Genomic DNA, 17432 nt, shown 5'->3' with positions numbered 1-17432 from the left:
TCGTTCACGACCGGCCGCCGTCCGGTCGGCTACCCGTCGCACGCCGCACCGCCAGTCGCCGCGGGCCGCTGCCAAGGGGCCCGCAGGCGCACGCAGGTGCCCGGCCCGAGGGACTGCCACTCGAGCTGTCCTCCCAGTCGCTGCGCGCGGTTGCGCATGTTGGCCCGACCGCGCCCCCCGTGGCGTGTATCACCCGCAGCCGTGGGCACGGGCCCGGTGTCGGCGATGCCCGCACCGTCGTCGGCGACCTCCACGGCCAACTCGGCGTCGACCAGCGCCACGCGCACGGTGACCGTGCTGGCCCGCGCATGCTTGAGGACATTCGTCAGCGCCTCCTGGATGATGTGCAGCAGCTGCAGCGCGTCGTGCGGAGCCAGCGGCGAAACTCCGTCCGCGCCGCTGTCGGGAATGACGATGTCCCAGCGCGGCGTGAGGCCGGATTCGCGCAGCCGCGCATCCCAGCGGAAGCGAAAGTTGCCGAACGCCGCCTGGAAGTCCTGCTCCTCCGACGCCAGCGCCTCGACGGCGACGCGCATCTGGTCGATGGCACCGCGCAGGGTGTCGGCCATGGCGCCGCTGTCCATGGCGCCACGTTCGGCTCGAGACAGCGACGTGAACAACTGCGAACCGAGCCCATCGTGCAGGTCGCGCATGATGCGCTGGCGTTCGTCGGTCGCGGCCTGTTCGCGCTGCAGTGCGGCAATGCGCTGGTAGCTGGCGGCGATCTCGCGTTCGCGCTGCTGGACACGCGCCTCCAGCGTGCGGTTGGCCAGCTCCACGGCGTTGAGGCTGCGCACGAACCGCAGCGCCAGCAGCACACCCATCACCAGCAGCAGCACGTTGGCCGCATGGTGCAGCAGGAACAGGTGGTGGTCGCCCCACTCGGGCAGACGGTCCATGATCAGCGGCGAGCGCGTGGCCACCAGCTGGTCGTGGACGCCGGCCAGCACGCTGGCCACCACCGCGGCCGCGACGGCGACGGTCTCGGCCGAGCGCCGTCGCCAGGTGGCCGCGATGGCCACCACCAGGATGCCCAGCCCCACCGGCAGCAGCCCGGCGGTCCACACACGTGCAGCGCCCTCACCCCACGCCAGGTAAGCCAGCGGACCCAGGGCCGCGTAGGCCAGCAAGGCGCGGGTCAGGCCGCGCCGGCCCCAGCCCGCCATGTTCAGCACGAACAGCGCCATCACCACCACGAAGCCGCCCGTGCACAGGTGATAGACGGCGCGCCAGAGGTCCCAGGTCCCGGCCGGCAGCACTTCGAGCACGAAGGTGCTGGTTCGCTGTGCCCACAGCAAGGCCGCCAGGCCGAACAGGCCGTAGTCCACTTCGTCGCGCCGCTGCAGCCAGATGAAGAGCACCAGCAAGCCGACCACGCTGCCGGCGACCCAGGTCACGACCGGCAGCGTGCGCACGAAGAACAGCCGGCGTTCGAACATCGGCTGCAGCAGGTGCTGCGGGCCCAGCACCAGGCGCGGCAGCGACGTTGCCGTGCCCTGGTACTCGGCATGGGCATGGACCAGCAATTCGTTGCCCCGGGCCTGCAGTGCCGCCACCGGCAGCAGCAGCGGGCGCTCCCAGCGCACACGCTGCGCGGCGGTGGTGCGTGGCAGTTCGGCCACCAGGCCGCCGTTGAGCAGGACACGTCCGCCGCCATAGAAGTACGGCAGGTAGAGCATCAGCGGCCCGTCCGCCGGGGTCCCTGGTGCCGGCGCGTCGAAGCGCAGGCGATACCAGGCGCTGGGTCCGGGTTCGTCTTGCGCCAGGGGTCGTCGCTGCCAGCGCGGGTCATCGGCAGCAGGTGGCGATTCACTGTCGGTGACGATGACCTGCGCGTGCGTGGGTGCCAGCGCGTGCAGCGACGGTGACGCCAGCGCCGCCGACCACAGGCCCGGCCCGGCAAGCAGCAGACAGGCCATCCAGGCGGTCGTGCGAGCGGCCCGCAGACCGGCCGCCAGACTGGCCACCAGCCCTGTCACCCGCACGCCGGCCACACCGACCCAGCGCCACAGGACCGGCGTGTCCGTGTGCCGTGGCCACGCGTCAGAGCAAGCCCATCTGGCGTGCCTCATGGACCGCCTCCCCGCGCGAGTGGACGGCCAGCTTGCGGTAGATGTTCTTCACGTGCGTGACCACCGTGTGCGGCGAGATCGACAGCACCTCGGCCACCGCATCGAAGCTGAAGCCCTTGGCGATCAGGCGCAGGAGCTCGGTCTCGCGCTCGGACAGCGGCGACGCATCGGCCGCCGCGGGTGCGGCCAGCGCCGCCACCGGGGCGGCCCCGGGGCCGCTTCGAAAGCGCGCCAGCACGCGGCGCGCGATGCTCGGGCTGATCGGCGAGCCGCCGTCACGCACCTCGTGGATGGCCGCCACGATGCGCGCTGCGCTGGCGTCCTTCAACAGGTAGCCGGTGGCGCCGGCCTCGATGCTGCCGATGACATGCGCGTCGTCGGCGAACATGGTCACCACCAGCGTGTCGCAGCCCGGGTGGCGACGCGCGGCGTGGCGGATCAGTTCGATGCCGCCGATGTCGGGCAGGCCCAGGTCGACCAGCAGCACGTCCGGCGGCTGCACGTCCAGCAGCGCCAGGCCAGCCTGGCCGGTGGACACGGCGCCCAGCAGGCGCAGTTGCGGGTCTTCGAGCACCGCATCGCTGAACCGCCCCAGGAACTCGGGCTCGTCTTCGACGATGAGCACGCCGATCGGCTTGCGGTCCGTCATGCAGGTCTTCCCTTTCTGGCCGGCCATCGGCGCACTGCCGGGCCTTGTCGATGCAGCCCATTCTGCCCCTGCGCACGCGCGCCGGCGGGTGGGCGCAGGCCTCGCTACCGCAAAGACGGTAGGCGCAGGCTGCCGCATGCCGCCGAAGCGGTATCGCCAGCCCGGCGGCTGATTTCTACAGTGAGGCCCATCGATTCACACCCGCCGACACCGGCTTCACCTTGAACACGGACTGCACCATGAAGACCCCCACGAAGACCCCCCTCTCCCACGTCGCCACCTCGATCGCCGCCTCGGTGCTGGTGACCTTCCACATGCTGAGCCTGATCGCCAACTACGCGCTGCCCGACCGTGCGCCGGAGCCCGCCACCCACGTGCTGGCCGCTGCCGCCCCGTCGGCACGTTGAACAGGCTTGCCAAGCGGACCCCGATCGACGACAAAGCAGGCTTCTCGCCCGGATCGACATGAACACTGCCAGCTTCCTGCAACGCGCCCTGTCCGCCCGCTTGCTGCCCACGCTGTACTGGCTGGGCAAGGGCGGCTGGACACGGGCCGAACAGTCCTCGGGACGCCCGTCCAGCCAGCCCGGGCGCGCGCTCGACCTGCCGCGCGAACTGGAGCTCATGCGCGTTCAGCGCCCGAAGGTCCATGCGGCCTACCTGGCGGCGCTGGCCGACTCCGGCTTGTCCCTGGATGCGCTGCCCGCCGTGGCGTGCGACTGTTCGGGCTTCGTCTGCTGGGCCCTGGGCGTGGCGCGCGACAGCGGCCCCTGGGACAGCGGGTGGATCAGCACCGACACCCTCTTTGCCGACGCGCTGGGCGCCCAGCGCCTGTTCCGGCCGGTCGAGCGCGCGATCCCGGGCTCGATGCTCGTCTACCCCAAGCCGACCGGCCGCGGCGGCGACGGCCTGCCGGGGCATGTGGGCATCGTCACCGAAGCGGACGCCGACGGCCGCGCGACGCGCGTGCTGCACTGCGCGCCCACGAACTACCTGCAGCCGCCGCCCGCCGGCCTGCCCCACAACGCGATCGCCGAGACCGGACCCGAGCTGTTCGACGCCGATCCGCGCACAAGGGTCGTGGTCTGGCGCGCGTTCGATGCCCCCTAGCGCAGTGCACCACCGCCGGCGCGTGGGCCGGAGCTGACCATGCCCGGGGTCTGGACCGGCGGGCGCGAGGCCCTTCCGTCGTCGATGGCCGGGGTGCCGACCGCCGTGCCCGCCTTCATCGAGTGCACCGAACAGGCCGATGGTCGGGGTCGGTCGCTGGTGATGCTGCCGACGCGCATCGGCCCGCTGGGCGGGCAGGACTGCATCCGCGTGCCGGCAGGCCATGCGCGCCCATGGCGGCGACCCGCGTCAGCGCAATCGCTTTGCCATCCTCGACGTCCGGGGCGGAGGCCGGCCGTCGCCCGGCGGCGACGACTGCATCGCACGGCTCCGCGGCGGGCCGGGCCGTTGACGGTCACCGTCACCTGACGCGGCGCGCGCGTCGGTGGTCTTCCTCTCGTCGGCGAGGACGCTGGCGCGCTCGCCCACCGCGCGTCATCTCGCGACACGCGCCGGCGGTGTCACGGCGTCGTAGGCCTTCACGACGATGCGCCAGCCGTCGGCGAAGCGGACCAGGGTCATGTGATCCAGCGCGTGCATGCCCGGGTACCGGAGCTCGATCACCGCAGTGGCGACGCGCCCGGTCACGTGGACCGAGGCGATCCAGCGGCGGCGCTGCGCTTCGTCGGGGGCGGACCGCCCGCCCGCGGCGCGCGCGATGTACGCGTCGACCGTGCCCTTGCGGTAGGCGTCGTCGCGGTGGCCGATGAGCACGGCATCGGCCGCGAAGGCGCGTCGGAACGCGGCCTCCTGGCCGGTCGCGTGGCCCTCGAGGTAGGCCTTCAGCGGCACCATCACGTCGTCGACCTCGGACGGCGCGACGGCGTGGGCGGGGGACGCCAGCACGAGGGCAAGCAAGCAGGCGTGCAGGAACGTTCTCATGGGGATCTCCTTGACGGGCAGGGTCAGTGTCCGGGGGCGGCGTCAGCCGTCGATGCGGCGCCCGGCCGGGCGGCGGCGGCAGCCTGCATCGTCGCCGCGACGTGCCCGTACAGCGCCATCCACGCCGCCTGGGCCGCCGGCGTGAAGCGCTCGCCGAGCCCGGCCGCGAGCGTGTCAAGCAGCGCGCGGCCGACGGTCGCGTAGTGGCCCGGCTCGACGCCATAGCCGGCATGGCGCTGGCCGAGCCGCTCGAGCGCGGCGCCAAGCGCGTCGCCGCGCTCGAGCAGGCCGACCGCGGTGCCGAGCATCGCCATCAGCTTGCGGCCCTGCAGCTCGATGTCGCCGCCGAACAGCGGCCGCAGCGCCGGGTCGAGTTCGAACAGGCGCGCATAGAAATGCGCCGCGGCCTGCGGGGCGGCCGGCAGCACGTCGGCGAAGGTGGTGCGCACGAGCGCAATCTGGTCGGGGGTCATCGGGGTGTCCGGTCCTGTCGGGTCGGGGCACAGGCGATGCGCCGGCGCCGCTGCAGCAGCGTCGCGGCGCCGAGGCCCGCGAGCAGCAGCGTGCCGGTGCCGGGTTCGGGCACCGCAGCCGTGCAACCCTCGATGCAGCCGAGTGCATCGAGCCGGCCCTGCAGCGCCCCGCCGGCCCCGTCACAGCGCAGCGCGGCGATCGCGAACATCGGCAGCGTCAGGCCGCCGGCGGGCAGCGGCAGCGCGTGGCTCGTGAACGTGCTGCCGGTGGTGTCGATCAGCGTCATCGAGACCGCGTCGGTGCCGCCGGCGTCCTGCGCGAGCAGGCCGAGCTGGTCCTCGCTGCCGAGGTCGTTGCTGACGAGCACGAAGAAGCTCGCGTCGATCGCCAGCGCGTGCACGTGGCTCGCGCCGCTGAAGAAGTCGAGCGTCAGGCCCCACGGGGCGCCGGCGTGCGCGTAGGCGCCGGTCGACGGGTCGGCGATCGCGTCGGGCGTCGTCGTGTCGAAGCGGAAGCTGCCGGTGAAGCGGTCCCAGCCGCGTTCCCCGTCGTCGGATTCGACGAGGCCGGCGAAGGTGTAGGTGACGGCGGCGGCGGCGGCGGCGGACGGTGGCGCGACGAAGGGGGCGGACAGGGCCAGGGCGGTGGCGCAGGCGGCAGCCGGGCGGAACAGGCGGATGCGGTTCATCGAAGGCGTCTCCAGGGGGGTCGGTCGGTCGTCTCAGTCGCTCGGGAACAGGCCCGGCGGATCGGGTTCGTGGGCGACCGACGATGCGGTCGCATGGGCCGTCGGCGCAGGCGCAGCGGCGACCGGCGCGGCGGCGACCGGCGTCACGCGCCGGGTTGCTGCGGGCGCCGCGGCGACGATCCAGACGCGGCACTGGCGGCGATCGCACTGCAGCGCGTGGCCGTCGGCGGCCGTCAGCAGCGCCTGCCACGCAGCCGCCAGGCTGGCGGCGTGCACCGGGCGGCGCAGCGGGCGCATGCGCGCCAGCGCCTCCGTGCTCGCCATCAGCTCCGTGCCGGATGCCCGCGCCAGTGCCCGTGCCAGCTCGCCGCTGCCGGCGGCGTCCGGCACGAGCTGCCAGCCGTCGCCGGCCTGCCGGACGGGCGGCTCCGGCGTCGGGGCCGCCGCGACGCAGCGCGCGTGCACCGCGGCGGCGGCCAGCAGGGCGCAGGCGAGTGCCCGCACGGCGTGGCGTGATCGTTGCATCGCCGGCACCGGCTCAGTACACGCCGTTGGCGTCGGCGTTGCCGCCGAGGCTGCGGATGGCGTTGCGGTTGGTCTGGCCGTTGTCGTGCAGCAGCGTGCCGCGCACGCTCGGGCCTTGAATGCCGAGGGCGAAGTTGCCCTGCGCGACCGTGTCGACGACGAGCGCCGAGGGGTTGTCGCCCAGGCGGATCACGCCCTGCTGTCCGTTGTTGTTCGCCACGCTGTTGGCGACCGTGCCGCGGCCGATGGTCACGCCGCTGAGGCCGTTGAGCATCGCGACGACGCGGTCGACGCGACCGTTGGCCACCGACACGCCGCTGATCGCGTTCTGCGTGAGGAACATGTCCTGCACGATCGCGCTGCCCGAGAGCGAGATGCCGTACCCGAAACCGCGCACGGTGCCGTTGCGGACGACGACGCCTTGGGCCGCCGTGAAGGGGTCGGTGATGCCGGGCAATTGCGAGGCGTTGCCCTGGCAGGTCACGGCACGGTTGGCGGCGCGCACGCAGGTGCCGGGGCCGGCGACCGTGAAGCCGTTCAGGTCCAGCGTCACGTCGTCCGCCTGGATGAAGATGGCCTGCAAGCCCGCCGGCACTGTCAGGTTGCCCATCAGCTTGTAGTGGCCCGACCGGGTGATCGTGATCGGATAGCCCGGCGCGTCGCCCGGCGTGATGTTGCCGGCCAGTGCCTTGTTGTGGTCGATCGTCTGCTGGGCCTGCGCGGCGCCGGCGGCGGCGAGCAGTGCGGTGGCGATCAGGGTCAGCGTGCGGGGGGTGCGGTTCATCGTGTCGTCCTCGTGGGATGGGGTTGGGGGAAAGCTCAGGCCGCGCTTGCAGGTTCTGGCCGATAGCGCCGCGGCGCGGGGCTGCGTCGGTGTCGTCAGGGCTTGCGTTGCCATGGCCGGCAGTCTCGGCGGGGGGCCGCGCGGCGTCCTTCGCGAACGGTCAGCGTTCGGTTAGCCATGCGTTCGGAGGCCGGGGTGGCGCTGCCGGCAGAATCGCCGTTCATGCCACCGCGACCCGATCCCGACCGACGCGCCGCCGCCCCGTCGCCCGCGCCCGCCGATCCCACCGGGGCGGGGCCGTCGACGCTGCGCTTCGGCCCGTTTGTGCTGGACGGCCCCGGCGGCCGGCTGCTGCGCGACGGCGCTGCCGTGGCGCTGGCGCCGAAGCCGTTCGCGGTGCTGGCACACCTCGCCGCGCGGCCCGGGCGGCTCGTGACGAAGGACGAGTTGCTCGACGCCGTCTGGGGCCACCGCTTCGTCAGCGACTCGGTGCTGAAGGTGGCGATGAACGGCCTGCGCGCGGCGCTCGGCGACGACGCGAAGGCGCCGCGCTGGCTGCACACGGTGCCGCGGCGCGGCTATCGCTTCGCCGACGACGTCGACGCGTCGGCTGCGGCGGCCAACCCGCAGGCGCCGGCCCCGATGGCAACGGCAGCCGCGGCGCCGGCGATCGCCGTCACCAAGCCGGCCGCGGCCGAGCCCCTCCGGCCCGGCACGCTGCCGGCTGTCGGGGCGCCGCTGTGGGGCCGCGACGAGGACCTCGCGCGGCTGCAGGCCGCGCTCGCCGGGCACCGCCTCGTCACGCTGGTCGGCCCGGGCGGGGTCGGCAAGACCCGCCTTGCGATCGCCGCCATGGCCGCCCCGGCGCCTGCGCATGCCGCACCGCCGCGCGACGGCGTCTGGCTGCTGCGGCTGGACGCGCTCGCACGGCCGGCACAGGTGCCGGCCGCGCTGGCGCGCGCGATCGGCCTGTCGGCAGAAGCCGGCCGCAGCGTTGCCGCGCTCGCGCAGGCGCTGTCGCCGCTGGCCGCGCGCATCGTGCTCGACAACGCCGAGCACCTGCTCGACGCGGCGCCTGCGGAAGCCGACGCGGCGACCGACCCCGACGCCGCGACGCTGACGCGCGCGCTCGCGGTCTGGCTGGCGGCCGCGCCACAGCTGCAGTGGCTCGTCACCAGCCAGCGCGCGCTGCGCCTGGCCGGCGAGCAGGTGCTGCCGCTGGCGCCGCTGCCGGCGCCGCCGGCGGTCGAGCTGCTGGTCGCGCGCATCCAGGCGCTGCTGCCGGGCTGGCGGGCCGACGCCGCGGCCGCTGACGACCTGCGCGCGATCGCGGCCGCGCTCGACGGGCTGCCGCTGGCGCTGGAGCTCGCCGCCGCGCGAGTGCCGCTGCTCGGCACCGCCGGCGTGCGCGCGCGCCTGGGCGAGCGGCTGCGGCTGCTGACGCGCGGCGCGGCCGACGCACCCGACCGCCACCGCACGCTGCAGGCGGCGCTGGCGTGGAGCGTCGGCCTGCTGCCGCCGCGCGCCGCGGCGCTGCTGGCACGGCTGTCGGTGTTCGCCGGCGGCTTCACGCTCGATGCCGCACAGGCGGTGGCCGGCGACGAGCCCTGGGCCACCGTCGACGATCTCGACGAGCTGCGCGAGCGCTCGCTCGTCGTCGCCGCCGAGGGCCAGCGGCTGCGGCTGCTCGACAGCGTGCGCGTGTTCGCCGCCGAGCGGCTCGCGGCCGACCCGCCGGCGCAGGCCGCGGCGCGCGCGGCGCACGGTGCGTGGGTGCTGGCGTGCTTCGCCGCTGCCGACGCTCGGGCGACCGCCAGCGGCGAGGACCGCTGGCTCGGCCCGCTGCTGCCCGAGGCCGAGAACCTGCAGGCCGCGATGGCGCACGCCCTCCACCAGGCCGACACTGGCGACGCGGGCGTCGATGCGGCGCTCGACCTGTTCTCGGCCACTGCGCTCTTCTGCGTGCGCGCCGGACTGCGCCAGGACGCCGCCGGGTGGATGCGTCGGCTGCAGGCGCGGCTGGCCGCGCCGGGCACGCCGGCGCCGCCGCCGACGCTGGCGACGCGCTGGCAGGTCGCGCGCGCGCTGCTCGGCGCACTCGGCCAGATCCTGCCGCCGGACGAAGCACTGGCCGCCGCCGAGGCGGCGCTCGGCGGCGCCGCCGGCTGGACCGGCCCGGCCGACGGCGCGCGCCGCCTGTATCTGCAGTACCACCGCGCGATGCTGTTGCTGCGTGTGGGCCGCGGCGCCGAGGTGCCGCCGGTGCGGGCGGCGATGGAAGCGCTGCTCGGGCCCGCGCCCACGCACTACGAGCGCCGCATGGTGCGCTGGATCGACGCCGTGCTCGCGCGCGACCGCGGCGACATCGACGCCTACGGCGCCTTCTGGGCCGAGACCCTGGCGGAGTCGCGGTCCTTCGGCGACGCCGTCGAGGGTTGGCGCGCCGCGTGGGGACTGGGCCAGACGCTGTTCCTGCAGGACCGGCCGGACGAAGCCTGCGAAGTCCTCGACAGGGCGGTCGACACGATGCGCGCGCAGGCTCGGCTGCGGGCCTTCGCGCCGATCGCCGCCCAGGCGGCGGTGCTGCGCGTGGCGCGCGATGCGTCGCCAGACACGCTGGACCGGCTGCGCGAGGCGGTCGCGCTGCTGCGCGGCGACGGCATGGTCTGGTGGCTCGCCGACGCACTGGCCTGGGTGCCGCTGCACCAGGGCCGCAGTGCCGACGCCGTGGCGGTGCAGGCATGGGCCGACGGGCTGGTGGCGCAGCGCGGCGACAGCCGCGGGCCGGTGTTCGCGAAGCTGCGTGCGGCGTTCGCGGCGCGCTGCGCGGTGCCGCCGCAGGCGGCCGGCACGGTCGGCGACGAAGCGGCGGCCCTGCGGCTCGCGCTCGGCGACGGCTGAGCCGGCGCGCGCACGGCCAGCGGCACGCGCAGCAGAAGCGGCAGCGACGCCAGTGTGCCGCCATCCTTCACACGGCAGACGCCGCCTTGGCAGCGCAAGGCGCCGGACAGCGGCCCCTGGCGCGCCTCCAGCCCGGTACGGTTCGGCGAACCAACCGTCCTTCCGGACCTGGTGCGCAGGGCCTGCCCCTTCGGAGTCCTCGTTGGCGCCGGGGCAGGCGTCCCGAGGCGGCCTCTCGGACCCGCCGGACTGGATCCAGGAAGTGCAGCAACGAGGCCTGCCATTGGCCCGCACGACCACGGAACAGCGCACCGAACGGCGGCGCCGCGCTGCGGGTCCAGGATCCCTACGCGAGCTTGAAGATCGCCATGGTCTGCACCAGCTGTTGGGCTTGGGCCCGCAGGCTTTCGGAAGCGACGGCGCTCTGTTCCACCAGTGCGGCGTTCTGTTGCGTGACCTGATCCATTTGGCCGATGGCCTGACCGACCTGCGCCACGCCCGCACTCTGCTCCGTGCTCACGTTGCTGATGTCACCCATGATGCGGGTTGCACGCTGAATGGCGCCGACCACCTCGGTCATGGTGGCCCCGGCCTGGTCGGCCAGCACCGTGCCTTGCTCGACACCTGCCACGCTGGCGGAGATCAGGGACTTGATTTCCCGGGCTGCCTTGGCGGACCGACCCGCGAGGCTGCGCACCTCTGAAGCCACCACCGCGAAGCCCCGGCCCTGCTCGCCGGCGCGCGCTGCCTCGACGGCCGCGTTCAGAGCGAGGATGTTGGTCTGGAAAGCGATGCCGTCGATCACGCCGATGATGTCGGCGATCTTCTTGCTGCTGTCGTTGATGCTCTTCATTGTCTCGACAACCCGCGCCACGACCTCGCCACCCTGCACTGCGACGTCGGTGGCATCGCGGGCCAGTCGGCTGGCCTGATGCGCGTTGTCGGATGTCTGCCTGACAGTGGCCTGGAGCTGCTCGGCTGACGCCGAGGTCTCCTCCAGGGCAGAGGCCTGTTGTTCGGTGCGAGCGCTGAGGTCGTTGTTGCCGCGGGCGATGTCGCTGGCCCCCGTGGCGATGCTGTCGCTGCTCGAGCGGACTTGCATCACGATGCCGGCCAACGACTGGCGCATCTGGGCCATGGTGGCCATGATGCTGGTGCTGTCGCCGGCTGCCACCGGCACCTGGACAGAAAGATTGCCCCGGGCCACGGCCCGCGCGATTGCAGCCACGTCCGCTGGTTCTCCGCCGACCGCCGACCAAACGGCACGTCGGATGTACATGCCCAGACCCGAGAGACAGGCTGCAGCCAGTGCGAGCATGGCCCACTGAAGATGCTTGGTGGTCTGCACCGTGGTGTCGAATGCCGCCAGCGACGCGTCGGCGAACTTCAAGGACTCACGCACCGTGGCATCGACGCCGGCGCGATGCGCCTGGTAGGCCGCGTGCGCCGCCTGCAAGTCGGCACGCAGGGTGGCGGGGTCGGCGCCTGCCGCAGCGGCATCGGCGATCTTGACGGCGTGCGCGATGAACGCGCGGCCTTCGGTGTGCTGCGGGCCCAGCAGCTTGGCTTCCAGGCCATGCGGTGGGTGGGCGGTCCAGTGTTGGACACGGGCCTCGTATTCCGCCTTCAGCCGCCGGACTTCGGCCTGGACCCCGTCGGGCGCCAGCGTGCCTTCGACGGCCTGTGACAGCACGAGCCGCATCTCGATCAGGTACATCGGCGGTGGAAGGATGTCGGCCGTGACATCCTTGGCGGTGAACGTCTTGCTCGCCGCGTCGCGCGCCTGGAAGGCGCCCCACAACGACACCCCGCTGAGGCACGCGGAGACCAGCACCGCAGCTGCGGCAAACGCCGTCAGCAGTGTGCGCAACCCGATGCTCCGCGCAGGCTGCGTTGGTTGCCCGCTCGGGGGTGGAGGCTGGATCGTGTTGTGCATATCGACGCGCCGACTCGCAGTTGGTGGCTTCGAACAGTGGTGGCCGAAGACAGGATCCCAGTGGCCGACCACACGCAGACTCATCTCGATATCGACATCCGATGCGCGTGCTTGAGCGCCGCGGGCGACGTCGTCGCGCACTCGATCGGCTCCTGGCAGACGCCTGCGCCCTGCACTGCCTCACGCCTTGACGCGCAGGTCCCCAGCCTCCTGGTTCCGAACCGCCTCGGCCTGCGCCTGCAACGCAGCGATGCGGGAGCCGATGGTTGCAAGCCGGGTTTCGGGGGTCTTTGTCGCCATGGCGGTGCATCGACCGGTCGGTGGATGCACGCGCCTGCGACCGTTGGCGCCACGCAGCCGCCCGCCCTGCGCCGTGCCATGCTCGACGCGGTACCCCCCTGCCCTCGGGAGCATCCGAACGGCTTCGTTGCCTCTCCGGCAGTGACCTGGCCCCTACGCCCGCACGACCGGCATCTCCGCCCAGCGTGTCGTGCAGCGGGGTGTCCGGCGTTCCTGCCGCACCGACCACGACGCAGCCCCTGCGTCGCTGGCCACAGCCGCCGTGGAGCTGCCGATCCGCACGGCGCCGCGGCCGAAGCGGCGGTTCAGTGCATCCATGGCGTCCATCAGGGCGCTGCGGTCCTGTCCTTTGCCTGTCTGGTCCTGGGCGCCGCTGACCAGGTCGAGCTCACCCTGCTCTCCAAGGGCTGCGGCCTCCCGCAGGTCCATCAGCATCACACCCGCCTTGGCGTAGTTGAACCCTGGCCTGAACATCGAACGCACCGCGTCGCAGGCGGCACCCACGATCTGGCGGCTGTCCGCGGTCGGACGGATCGGCACCGTGGTGCTCGGGCTGTGCTGGCGGTCGTTCTCGCGGAACGGGCTGGTGCGGATGAAGACCTGGACGGCTCCTGCAGCCGATCCCTGCAGCCGCAGCTTCTCTGCCGCGCGCGACGCGAATTCGCTGACGGCTTCGACGATGCCGTCGATGTCCGTCACCGCCTTGCCGAAGGACCGCGACACCAGGATCTGCTGCTTCGCGGCAGGCGCCTCTTCCACACCCATGCAGGGCACGCCGCGCAGCTCCAGCACCGTCTTCTCGAAGACCACGCTGAACTGGCGCCTGAGCGTGGCCACGTCGGCGCGCACGAGGTCACGCACCGTGCGTACGCCAGCGGTGGTCAGCTGTGCTGCGATCTTGCGTCCGACGCCCCACACCTCGCCGACCTCGGTGGCGGCCATCAGGGCCTCCAGCTCGGCGGCGGTCAGTTCGGCGGTGTTGCACACCTGCGCCAGACGGTGCGACAGCGCCTGCGGGTAGTGCCCCGGCTTGCGGTCGCAGGTCTTGGCGATGTGGTTGGCCAGCTTGGCCAGCGTCTTGGTCGGTGCGATGCCCACCGAAGTGGGCAGGCCCAGCTCCTGCAGCACCGTGGCACGCAGATGCCGCGACGTGGCCGTGAGGTCGCCCGGGATGCCGCTGAAGTCGATGAAGGCTTCGTCGATGGAGTACGGCACCACGTTGGGTGCGTAGCGTGCGGCGATGGCCATCATGCGTGCCGACATGTCGGAGTACAGCTCGAAGTTCGCCGACAGCGCGACGAGGCCGTGGCGCTTCTGCAGGTGGCGCACCTGGAACCAGGGTTGCGCCATCTGCACGCCCAGGTCCTTGGCCTCGTTGGACCGCGCGATGCAGGCCCCGTCGTTGGAGCTCAGAACGACCAGCGGGCGCCCGTCGAGCCCGGGATCGAACACGCGTTCGACCGAGCAGTACATGTTGTTGACGTCGACCAGCGCGAACAAGCAGCACCCTGGCGCTCAGAGCGGCAGCTGGCGGATGACCGTGGTGACGACGCCCCACACCTCCAGCGGCTGCGTCTCGCTGCAGTGCACCCGCTGCGGGGGCGTCTCGGCCGTCTCCAGCGCGATGACGCCGCCCTGCCGCACGAGACGGCGGCAAAGCAGTTCGCCGTCGACCTTGGCGATGACCACATGCCCATGCCGGGGCGTCACGGCGCGGTCGACCAGCAGCACGTCGCCATTGCCGACGCCTGCAGCCACCATGGCCTCGCCAGCGGCGCGCATCACGAAAGTGGCCTGGGGGTGGCGGATCAGGGCGTCGTTCAGGTCGATGCGCTTGACCGTGAAATCGCTGCCCGGGGAGCCGAAGCCCGAAGAGGCCGTGGGCTCGCGCGGGCGCATGGCAGCCGCGGTCGTGTCCGCCCCCACGGGCGCGCCGTCCGGGAAACTGTCGTCGCTGGTTGCGTCGCTGTTCATGCTGGCCGCGCGAGCTTGCGCTTCAAGGCGCGCCAGAGGCGGTCTGGTGTGCATCCGCGAGCTCCACGCGGCTGCCGTTGACGAAGATCTGCCCGCCCCGCACTTCGATGAGCATGGTGCCGAAGCGGCTCTCCCACACGTGGCGTTGCACGCCGTCGGCGACCAGGGGCAGGTCCCGTTGCGGGCTGGGCTGGAGGCGGACGAAGACGTCGGGTCGTAGCGGTGCGTTCATGGCGGGCGCGGTCCGCAGACCGGGCCAGCGGCGCTGTCTACGGAGAAGATGAGGCCGCGCGGATGCGGCGTTGACGGGGCAGCAGGCGCGCCAGGACCATCGGACCTAGCGCGCGATAACTGTATGCATGCACAGTACTGTACGCGGGAACGGGTGCCTGTGGAAGCCCCTGCGCGTCCTGCGCCGGGGCCATGCGGTCATCGCGGCAACTCCCCGACGGCACTGTGTGGGGCGCCCACGGCGACGGGGCATCCGCTGGCTGTCGTCGCTGCCGGCGCGATCAGGACCTGCCGCGCACTGTTGGCGCGATCGCACGGAATGGCGGCTGGATCCCATGCGAGCCGGGCGGTCCCGGCGTACCGACCGGTGGCGGCAGGCACGATCAACGCGCGCCACAGGGACATGCTGCTGCTCCTGGACGGCGGACCCGTGGCAAGCCTCTGACAGGACGTTCCCGGCCACCAGGTCGCCCGCAAGGCAGTGACACCACCGCGTGCCGACGAGCCCACCACTGAGCCAGGACACCGGTGTTCGACCACCGTTTCTTCGCTGCCGCCTCGAGGCTGGGGACACGACGGCGGCACGCTGCAACCGGCCAGTGCTTCCGCAACTGTTCGACGGCTTGTCATACTTCCGGTCTCTCATCTCGCGTCGCGATGTCTTGCTGCAGCCACGTCGCGCGTCCAGACCGACATGCACCTGCGCCTCCTGCTCGCCACTTCGGCATTCCTTGCCTCCTGCGCGTGGAATCCCGTTCTCACCCCGTATGGCGTCGACGTTGCCGACCAGGCCCCGGCCTCTGCGGTGGCGACCGTCTGGGGCGTGCGTGAAGGTGCAACGCTGCACTTCACGCACGTCAACGGCGATGCCCTGCCCTCCCGTGGCGGTGGCGGGTATCCGGTCTCCCTGCGGCTGGCCCCGGGAAAGCACACGCTGCGGGTGTTCTTCGCAACGCCGGATCGCAGGTCGAGCGAGCTGACGTTGCAGGCCGCGGTCGAGGCCGGGCACACCTATGTCGTCGAGTATCTGATCGTTCCGGGCACTGCCGCCGTTGCCTTGAAACTGGCCGACCAGGGCAAGAACGAGGCGTGTCGCTACGAGAGAACCGATGCGGTGCGCGGAACCGCAGTGCTGCGCTGTTCAGGTCGCTGACGGGAGCCGCCGGCCCACCGAAACGCCGGCACCAGCAGGGCATCCCGGCCAGCGCTCGCGTTCGCACAACCCGCCTGCTCCCGGCCACGCACCGGCCGGTGCGCCGGCCATCCGCAGTCTGTGCACGGCGGTGGCAGTCGATCCCGCGACCGCGCCCGCGCAGGTCTTCTCGCCTGCCCCCGCGCTGCTGCTCGACGACATCGCGCTGCATTCGATGCGTTCGAGCGCCTGGTCCGGCACGGCGGCGCCCCGCAAGTTGGATCCCCGCGCCTGCAGGTCGTGCTGCGGGACGCTGATGCAGCCGCATGCCAGCACGGCTTCCAGCGATGGTTGCTCCGGATCGCCCGCGGTCTGCGCTTGGTGCATCGGACGGTGGATGCAGACGAGGATGGGCACGCCTGCCCGCGTGGCATGAAAGGGCTCTCGACAGGCGCTCGCCAGCAGCCAGCGTTCTCGATGCATCGGTCGTGGCGCCGACAACGTCGGGCAGGATGGGGCCGCGCATCGTGGGTGGCCTGGCAGGCCTTGCAGTCCGCGTTCGAGGATCGCACGAGCAGCAGTCGTTGCTGCTCCACCCGGACTGGCGGATTCACGCTGACGGCGTCGGATCGCATCGCCCCAGTCTGCCGATCGCTTGCCGGCGGGCCATCCTCTGGCGCGCAAGTCGGCCGGTCAAGCGGGAGGCTCGACCCGGGCGGGGCGGGCAGCAAGGCAGCACGCGGCCACCCTCCGCATCGATCAGGCCGCGAGCATGCGCGGGCTCGGGCGGGCCTCGTTCAGGCGATCGCCGCCGCCCAGTGCCAGGGCCAGGTGATCGATGAGCTTGCGCACGCTCAGCGGCAGGTTGCGTCGTGAACCCCAGGCCAACTGGATCGGCAGCGGCTCGCAGCGCCAGTCGCGCAGCAGCGGCTTCAGGCCGCCCTGCGCGACGGCTTCTTCGACCATGAATCGCGGCAGCAGCGCGATGCCGGCACCATGCAGCGCCGTGCCGACGACCACGTCGGCATGGCTGCACCGCATGCTCCCCCTGACGGGCACGTCGCGCACTTCGCTGTCTTCCGCCCAGGTCATGCGCCAGCTGGCACCGCTGGCAACGTCGTCGCAGGTGAGGCAGTTGTGGTCGGCCAGGTCGTCGGGGTGACAAGGTTCGCCATGCCGGGCCAGGTAGGCCGGCGCCGCGAACACCCCCACCTCGGCCGCGCCCATGCGCCGTGCGATCAGCGACTCGCGCAGGTCGTTGCGCAGACACAGCATCACGTCGACTTCGTCATCGAACAGGTCGATCAGGCCGTCACGAGTACGCAGGTCAACCTCCACCCGCGGGTAGAGGTGCATGAACTCGGCCAGCGCCGGGCCCAGCAGTCGGCGGGCGAACGCCGCCGGGGCTGCCAGCCGCACCACGCCGGAAGGCTCCGTGGCGCTGAGACTGCTCAGCGCGGCCAGTTCGTCGTAGGAATCGAGCAGCGTCACCGCGCGCAGCAGGACCTGCTGTCCCACCGAGGTCAACGAGACACGCCGCGTCGTGCGCTGCAGCAGTTGCACGCCCAGCAGCATCTCCAGGTCCTGCACGGTGCGCGACACCTTGGCGCAGGAGACGTCGAGATCGGCCGCGGCGCGCGCAAAGCCGCCGTGGTCGACCACGGCCTTGAACGTGGCCAGGGCACTCAGTCGGTCCATGGTGATTCTCCAGGTTCAGGCGGCACGCAGCCGGGCGGTACCAGCGGACGCATGGCTCCAGATGGGAGGTGCTTCG

Annotated in this window: 17 protein-coding genes; 4 read left to right on the top strand and 13 right to left on the bottom strand. The window is 72.5% G+C overall.

The genetic code is table 11. The features are described from left to right. Positions 1 to 29 precede the first annotated feature (29 nt). Positions 30 to 1919 carry a sensor histidine kinase gene (locus tag ACPOLB_RS00345; protein WP_425259287.1) on the bottom strand — a complete coding sequence of 630 codons (1890 nt, stop codon included), beginning with the start codon at positions 1917 to 1919 and terminating at the stop codon, positions 30 to 32. Between the two features lie 124 nt (positions 1920 to 2043). Beyond that, positions 2044 to 2721 carry a response regulator gene (locus tag ACPOLB_RS00340; protein ID WP_425259286.1) on the bottom strand — a complete coding sequence of 226 codons (678 nt, stop codon included), beginning with the start codon at positions 2719 to 2721 and terminating at the stop codon, positions 2044 to 2046. A gap of 239 nt (positions 2722 to 2960) precedes the next feature. Between ACPOLB_RS00340 and ACPOLB_RS00335 the strand changes: the two genes are divergently transcribed. Continuing rightward, on the top strand, positions 2961 to 3128 hold the full coding sequence (locus tag ACPOLB_RS00335) for a hypothetical protein (RefSeq protein WP_425259285.1): 168 nt from the start codon (positions 2961 to 2963) through the stop codon (positions 3126 to 3128). A 58-nt stretch (positions 3129 to 3186) separates the two neighbouring features. Next, entirely contained in the window at positions 3187 to 3831 is a 645-nt protein-coding gene (locus ACPOLB_RS00330) for a hypothetical protein (RefSeq protein ID WP_425259284.1), read from the top strand. A gap of 435 nt (positions 3832 to 4266) precedes the next feature. On the opposite strand, the gene ACPOLB_RS00325 is transcribed toward ACPOLB_RS00330, so the two are convergent. The 5 genes from ACPOLB_RS00325 to ACPOLB_RS00305 are packed head-to-tail and all read right to left on the bottom strand — an operon-like array spanning position 4267 to position 7184. Then, complete coding sequence (locus ACPOLB_RS00325) at positions 4267 to 4713, bottom strand: nuclear transport factor 2 family protein (RefSeq protein ID WP_425259283.1); 447 nt, start codon at positions 4711 to 4713, stop codon at positions 4267 to 4269. Positions 4714 to 4736: 23 nt separating this feature from the next. After that, positions 4737 to 5186 (bottom strand): globin family protein, encoded by a 450-nt coding sequence (locus ACPOLB_RS00320; RefSeq protein WP_425259282.1) that lies wholly within the window; start codon positions 5184 to 5186, stop codon positions 4737 to 4739. Continuing rightward, entirely contained in the window at positions 5183 to 5875 is a 693-nt protein-coding gene (locus ACPOLB_RS00315; RefSeq protein WP_425259281.1) for a PEP-CTERM sorting domain-containing protein, read from the bottom strand. Before ACPOLB_RS00315 ends, ACPOLB_RS00320 begins: the two co-directional genes overlap by 4 nt. Positions 5876 to 5908: 33 nt before the next feature. After that, positions 5909 to 6400 carry a hypothetical protein gene (locus ACPOLB_RS00310; protein ID WP_425259280.1) on the bottom strand — a complete coding sequence of 164 codons (492 nt, stop codon included), beginning with the start codon at positions 6398 to 6400 and terminating at the stop codon, positions 5909 to 5911. A 13-nt stretch (positions 6401 to 6413) separates the two neighbouring features. Continuing rightward, entirely contained in the window at positions 6414 to 7184 is a 771-nt protein-coding gene (locus tag ACPOLB_RS00305) for a hypothetical protein (protein WP_425259279.1), read from the bottom strand. 222 nt (positions 7185 to 7406) lie between these two features. Here ACPOLB_RS00305 and ACPOLB_RS00300 point away from each other — a divergent pair, with 222 nt between their 5' ends. Further along, complete coding sequence (locus ACPOLB_RS00300; protein WP_425259278.1) at positions 7407 to 10085, top strand: ATP-binding protein; 2679 nt, start codon at positions 7407 to 7409, stop codon at positions 10083 to 10085. A gap of 346 nt (positions 10086 to 10431) precedes the next feature. Here ACPOLB_RS00300 and ACPOLB_RS00295 read toward each other — a convergent pair whose 3' ends face one another. The 4 genes from ACPOLB_RS00295 to ACPOLB_RS00280 all read right to left on the bottom strand — a co-directional run bounded on the left by ACPOLB_RS00295 (position 10432) and on the right by ACPOLB_RS00280 (position 14527). After that, positions 10432 to 12162: a methyl-accepting chemotaxis protein gene (locus ACPOLB_RS00295; RefSeq protein WP_425259277.1), complete on the bottom strand. Its 1731-nt coding sequence runs from the start codon at positions 12160 to 12162 to the stop codon at positions 10432 to 10434. A gap of 312 nt (positions 12163 to 12474) precedes the next feature. After that, positions 12475 to 13821, bottom strand: coding sequence for a Y-family DNA polymerase (locus tag ACPOLB_RS00290; protein ID WP_425259276.1), 1347 nt, complete (start codon positions 13819 to 13821; stop codon positions 12475 to 12477). Positions 13822 to 13836: 15 nt separating this feature from the next. Further along, positions 13837 to 14295: a LexA family protein gene (locus tag ACPOLB_RS00285; RefSeq protein ID WP_425259275.1), complete on the bottom strand. Its 459-nt coding sequence runs from the start codon at positions 14293 to 14295 to the stop codon at positions 13837 to 13839. 22 nt (positions 14296 to 14317) lie between these two features. Next, positions 14318 to 14527 (bottom strand): hypothetical protein, encoded by a 210-nt coding sequence (locus tag ACPOLB_RS00280; protein ID WP_425259274.1) that lies wholly within the window; start codon positions 14525 to 14527, stop codon positions 14318 to 14320. A gap of 693 nt (positions 14528 to 15220) precedes the next feature. Here ACPOLB_RS00280 and ACPOLB_RS00275 point away from each other — a divergent pair. Then, positions 15221 to 15679, top strand: a complete 459-nt coding sequence (locus ACPOLB_RS00275) for a hypothetical protein (protein WP_425259273.1) — start codon at positions 15221 to 15223, stop codon at positions 15677 to 15679. Here the strand turns inward: ACPOLB_RS00275 and ACPOLB_RS00270 are convergent. Next, complete coding sequence (locus tag ACPOLB_RS00270) at positions 15668 to 16075, bottom strand: hypothetical protein (RefSeq protein ID WP_425259272.1); 408 nt, start codon at positions 16073 to 16075, stop codon at positions 15668 to 15670. The two genes, ACPOLB_RS00275 and ACPOLB_RS00270, sit on opposite strands and share 12 nt — an antisense overlap. A gap of 342 nt (positions 16076 to 16417) precedes the next feature. Continuing rightward, a complete protein-coding gene (locus ACPOLB_RS00265) occupies positions 16418 to 17356 on the bottom strand; it encodes a LysR family transcriptional regulator (protein ID WP_425259271.1) in 939 nt (312 codons plus the stop codon). Between the last annotated feature and the right edge of the window lie 76 nt (positions 17357 to 17432).

It is taken from the genome of Rubrivivax soli, assembly GCF_049810355.1.
Lineage (GTDB): Bacteria > Pseudomonadota > Gammaproteobacteria > Burkholderiales > Burkholderiaceae_C > Rubrivivax.
This window is presented reverse-complemented; position numbering and strand designations above follow the sequence as displayed.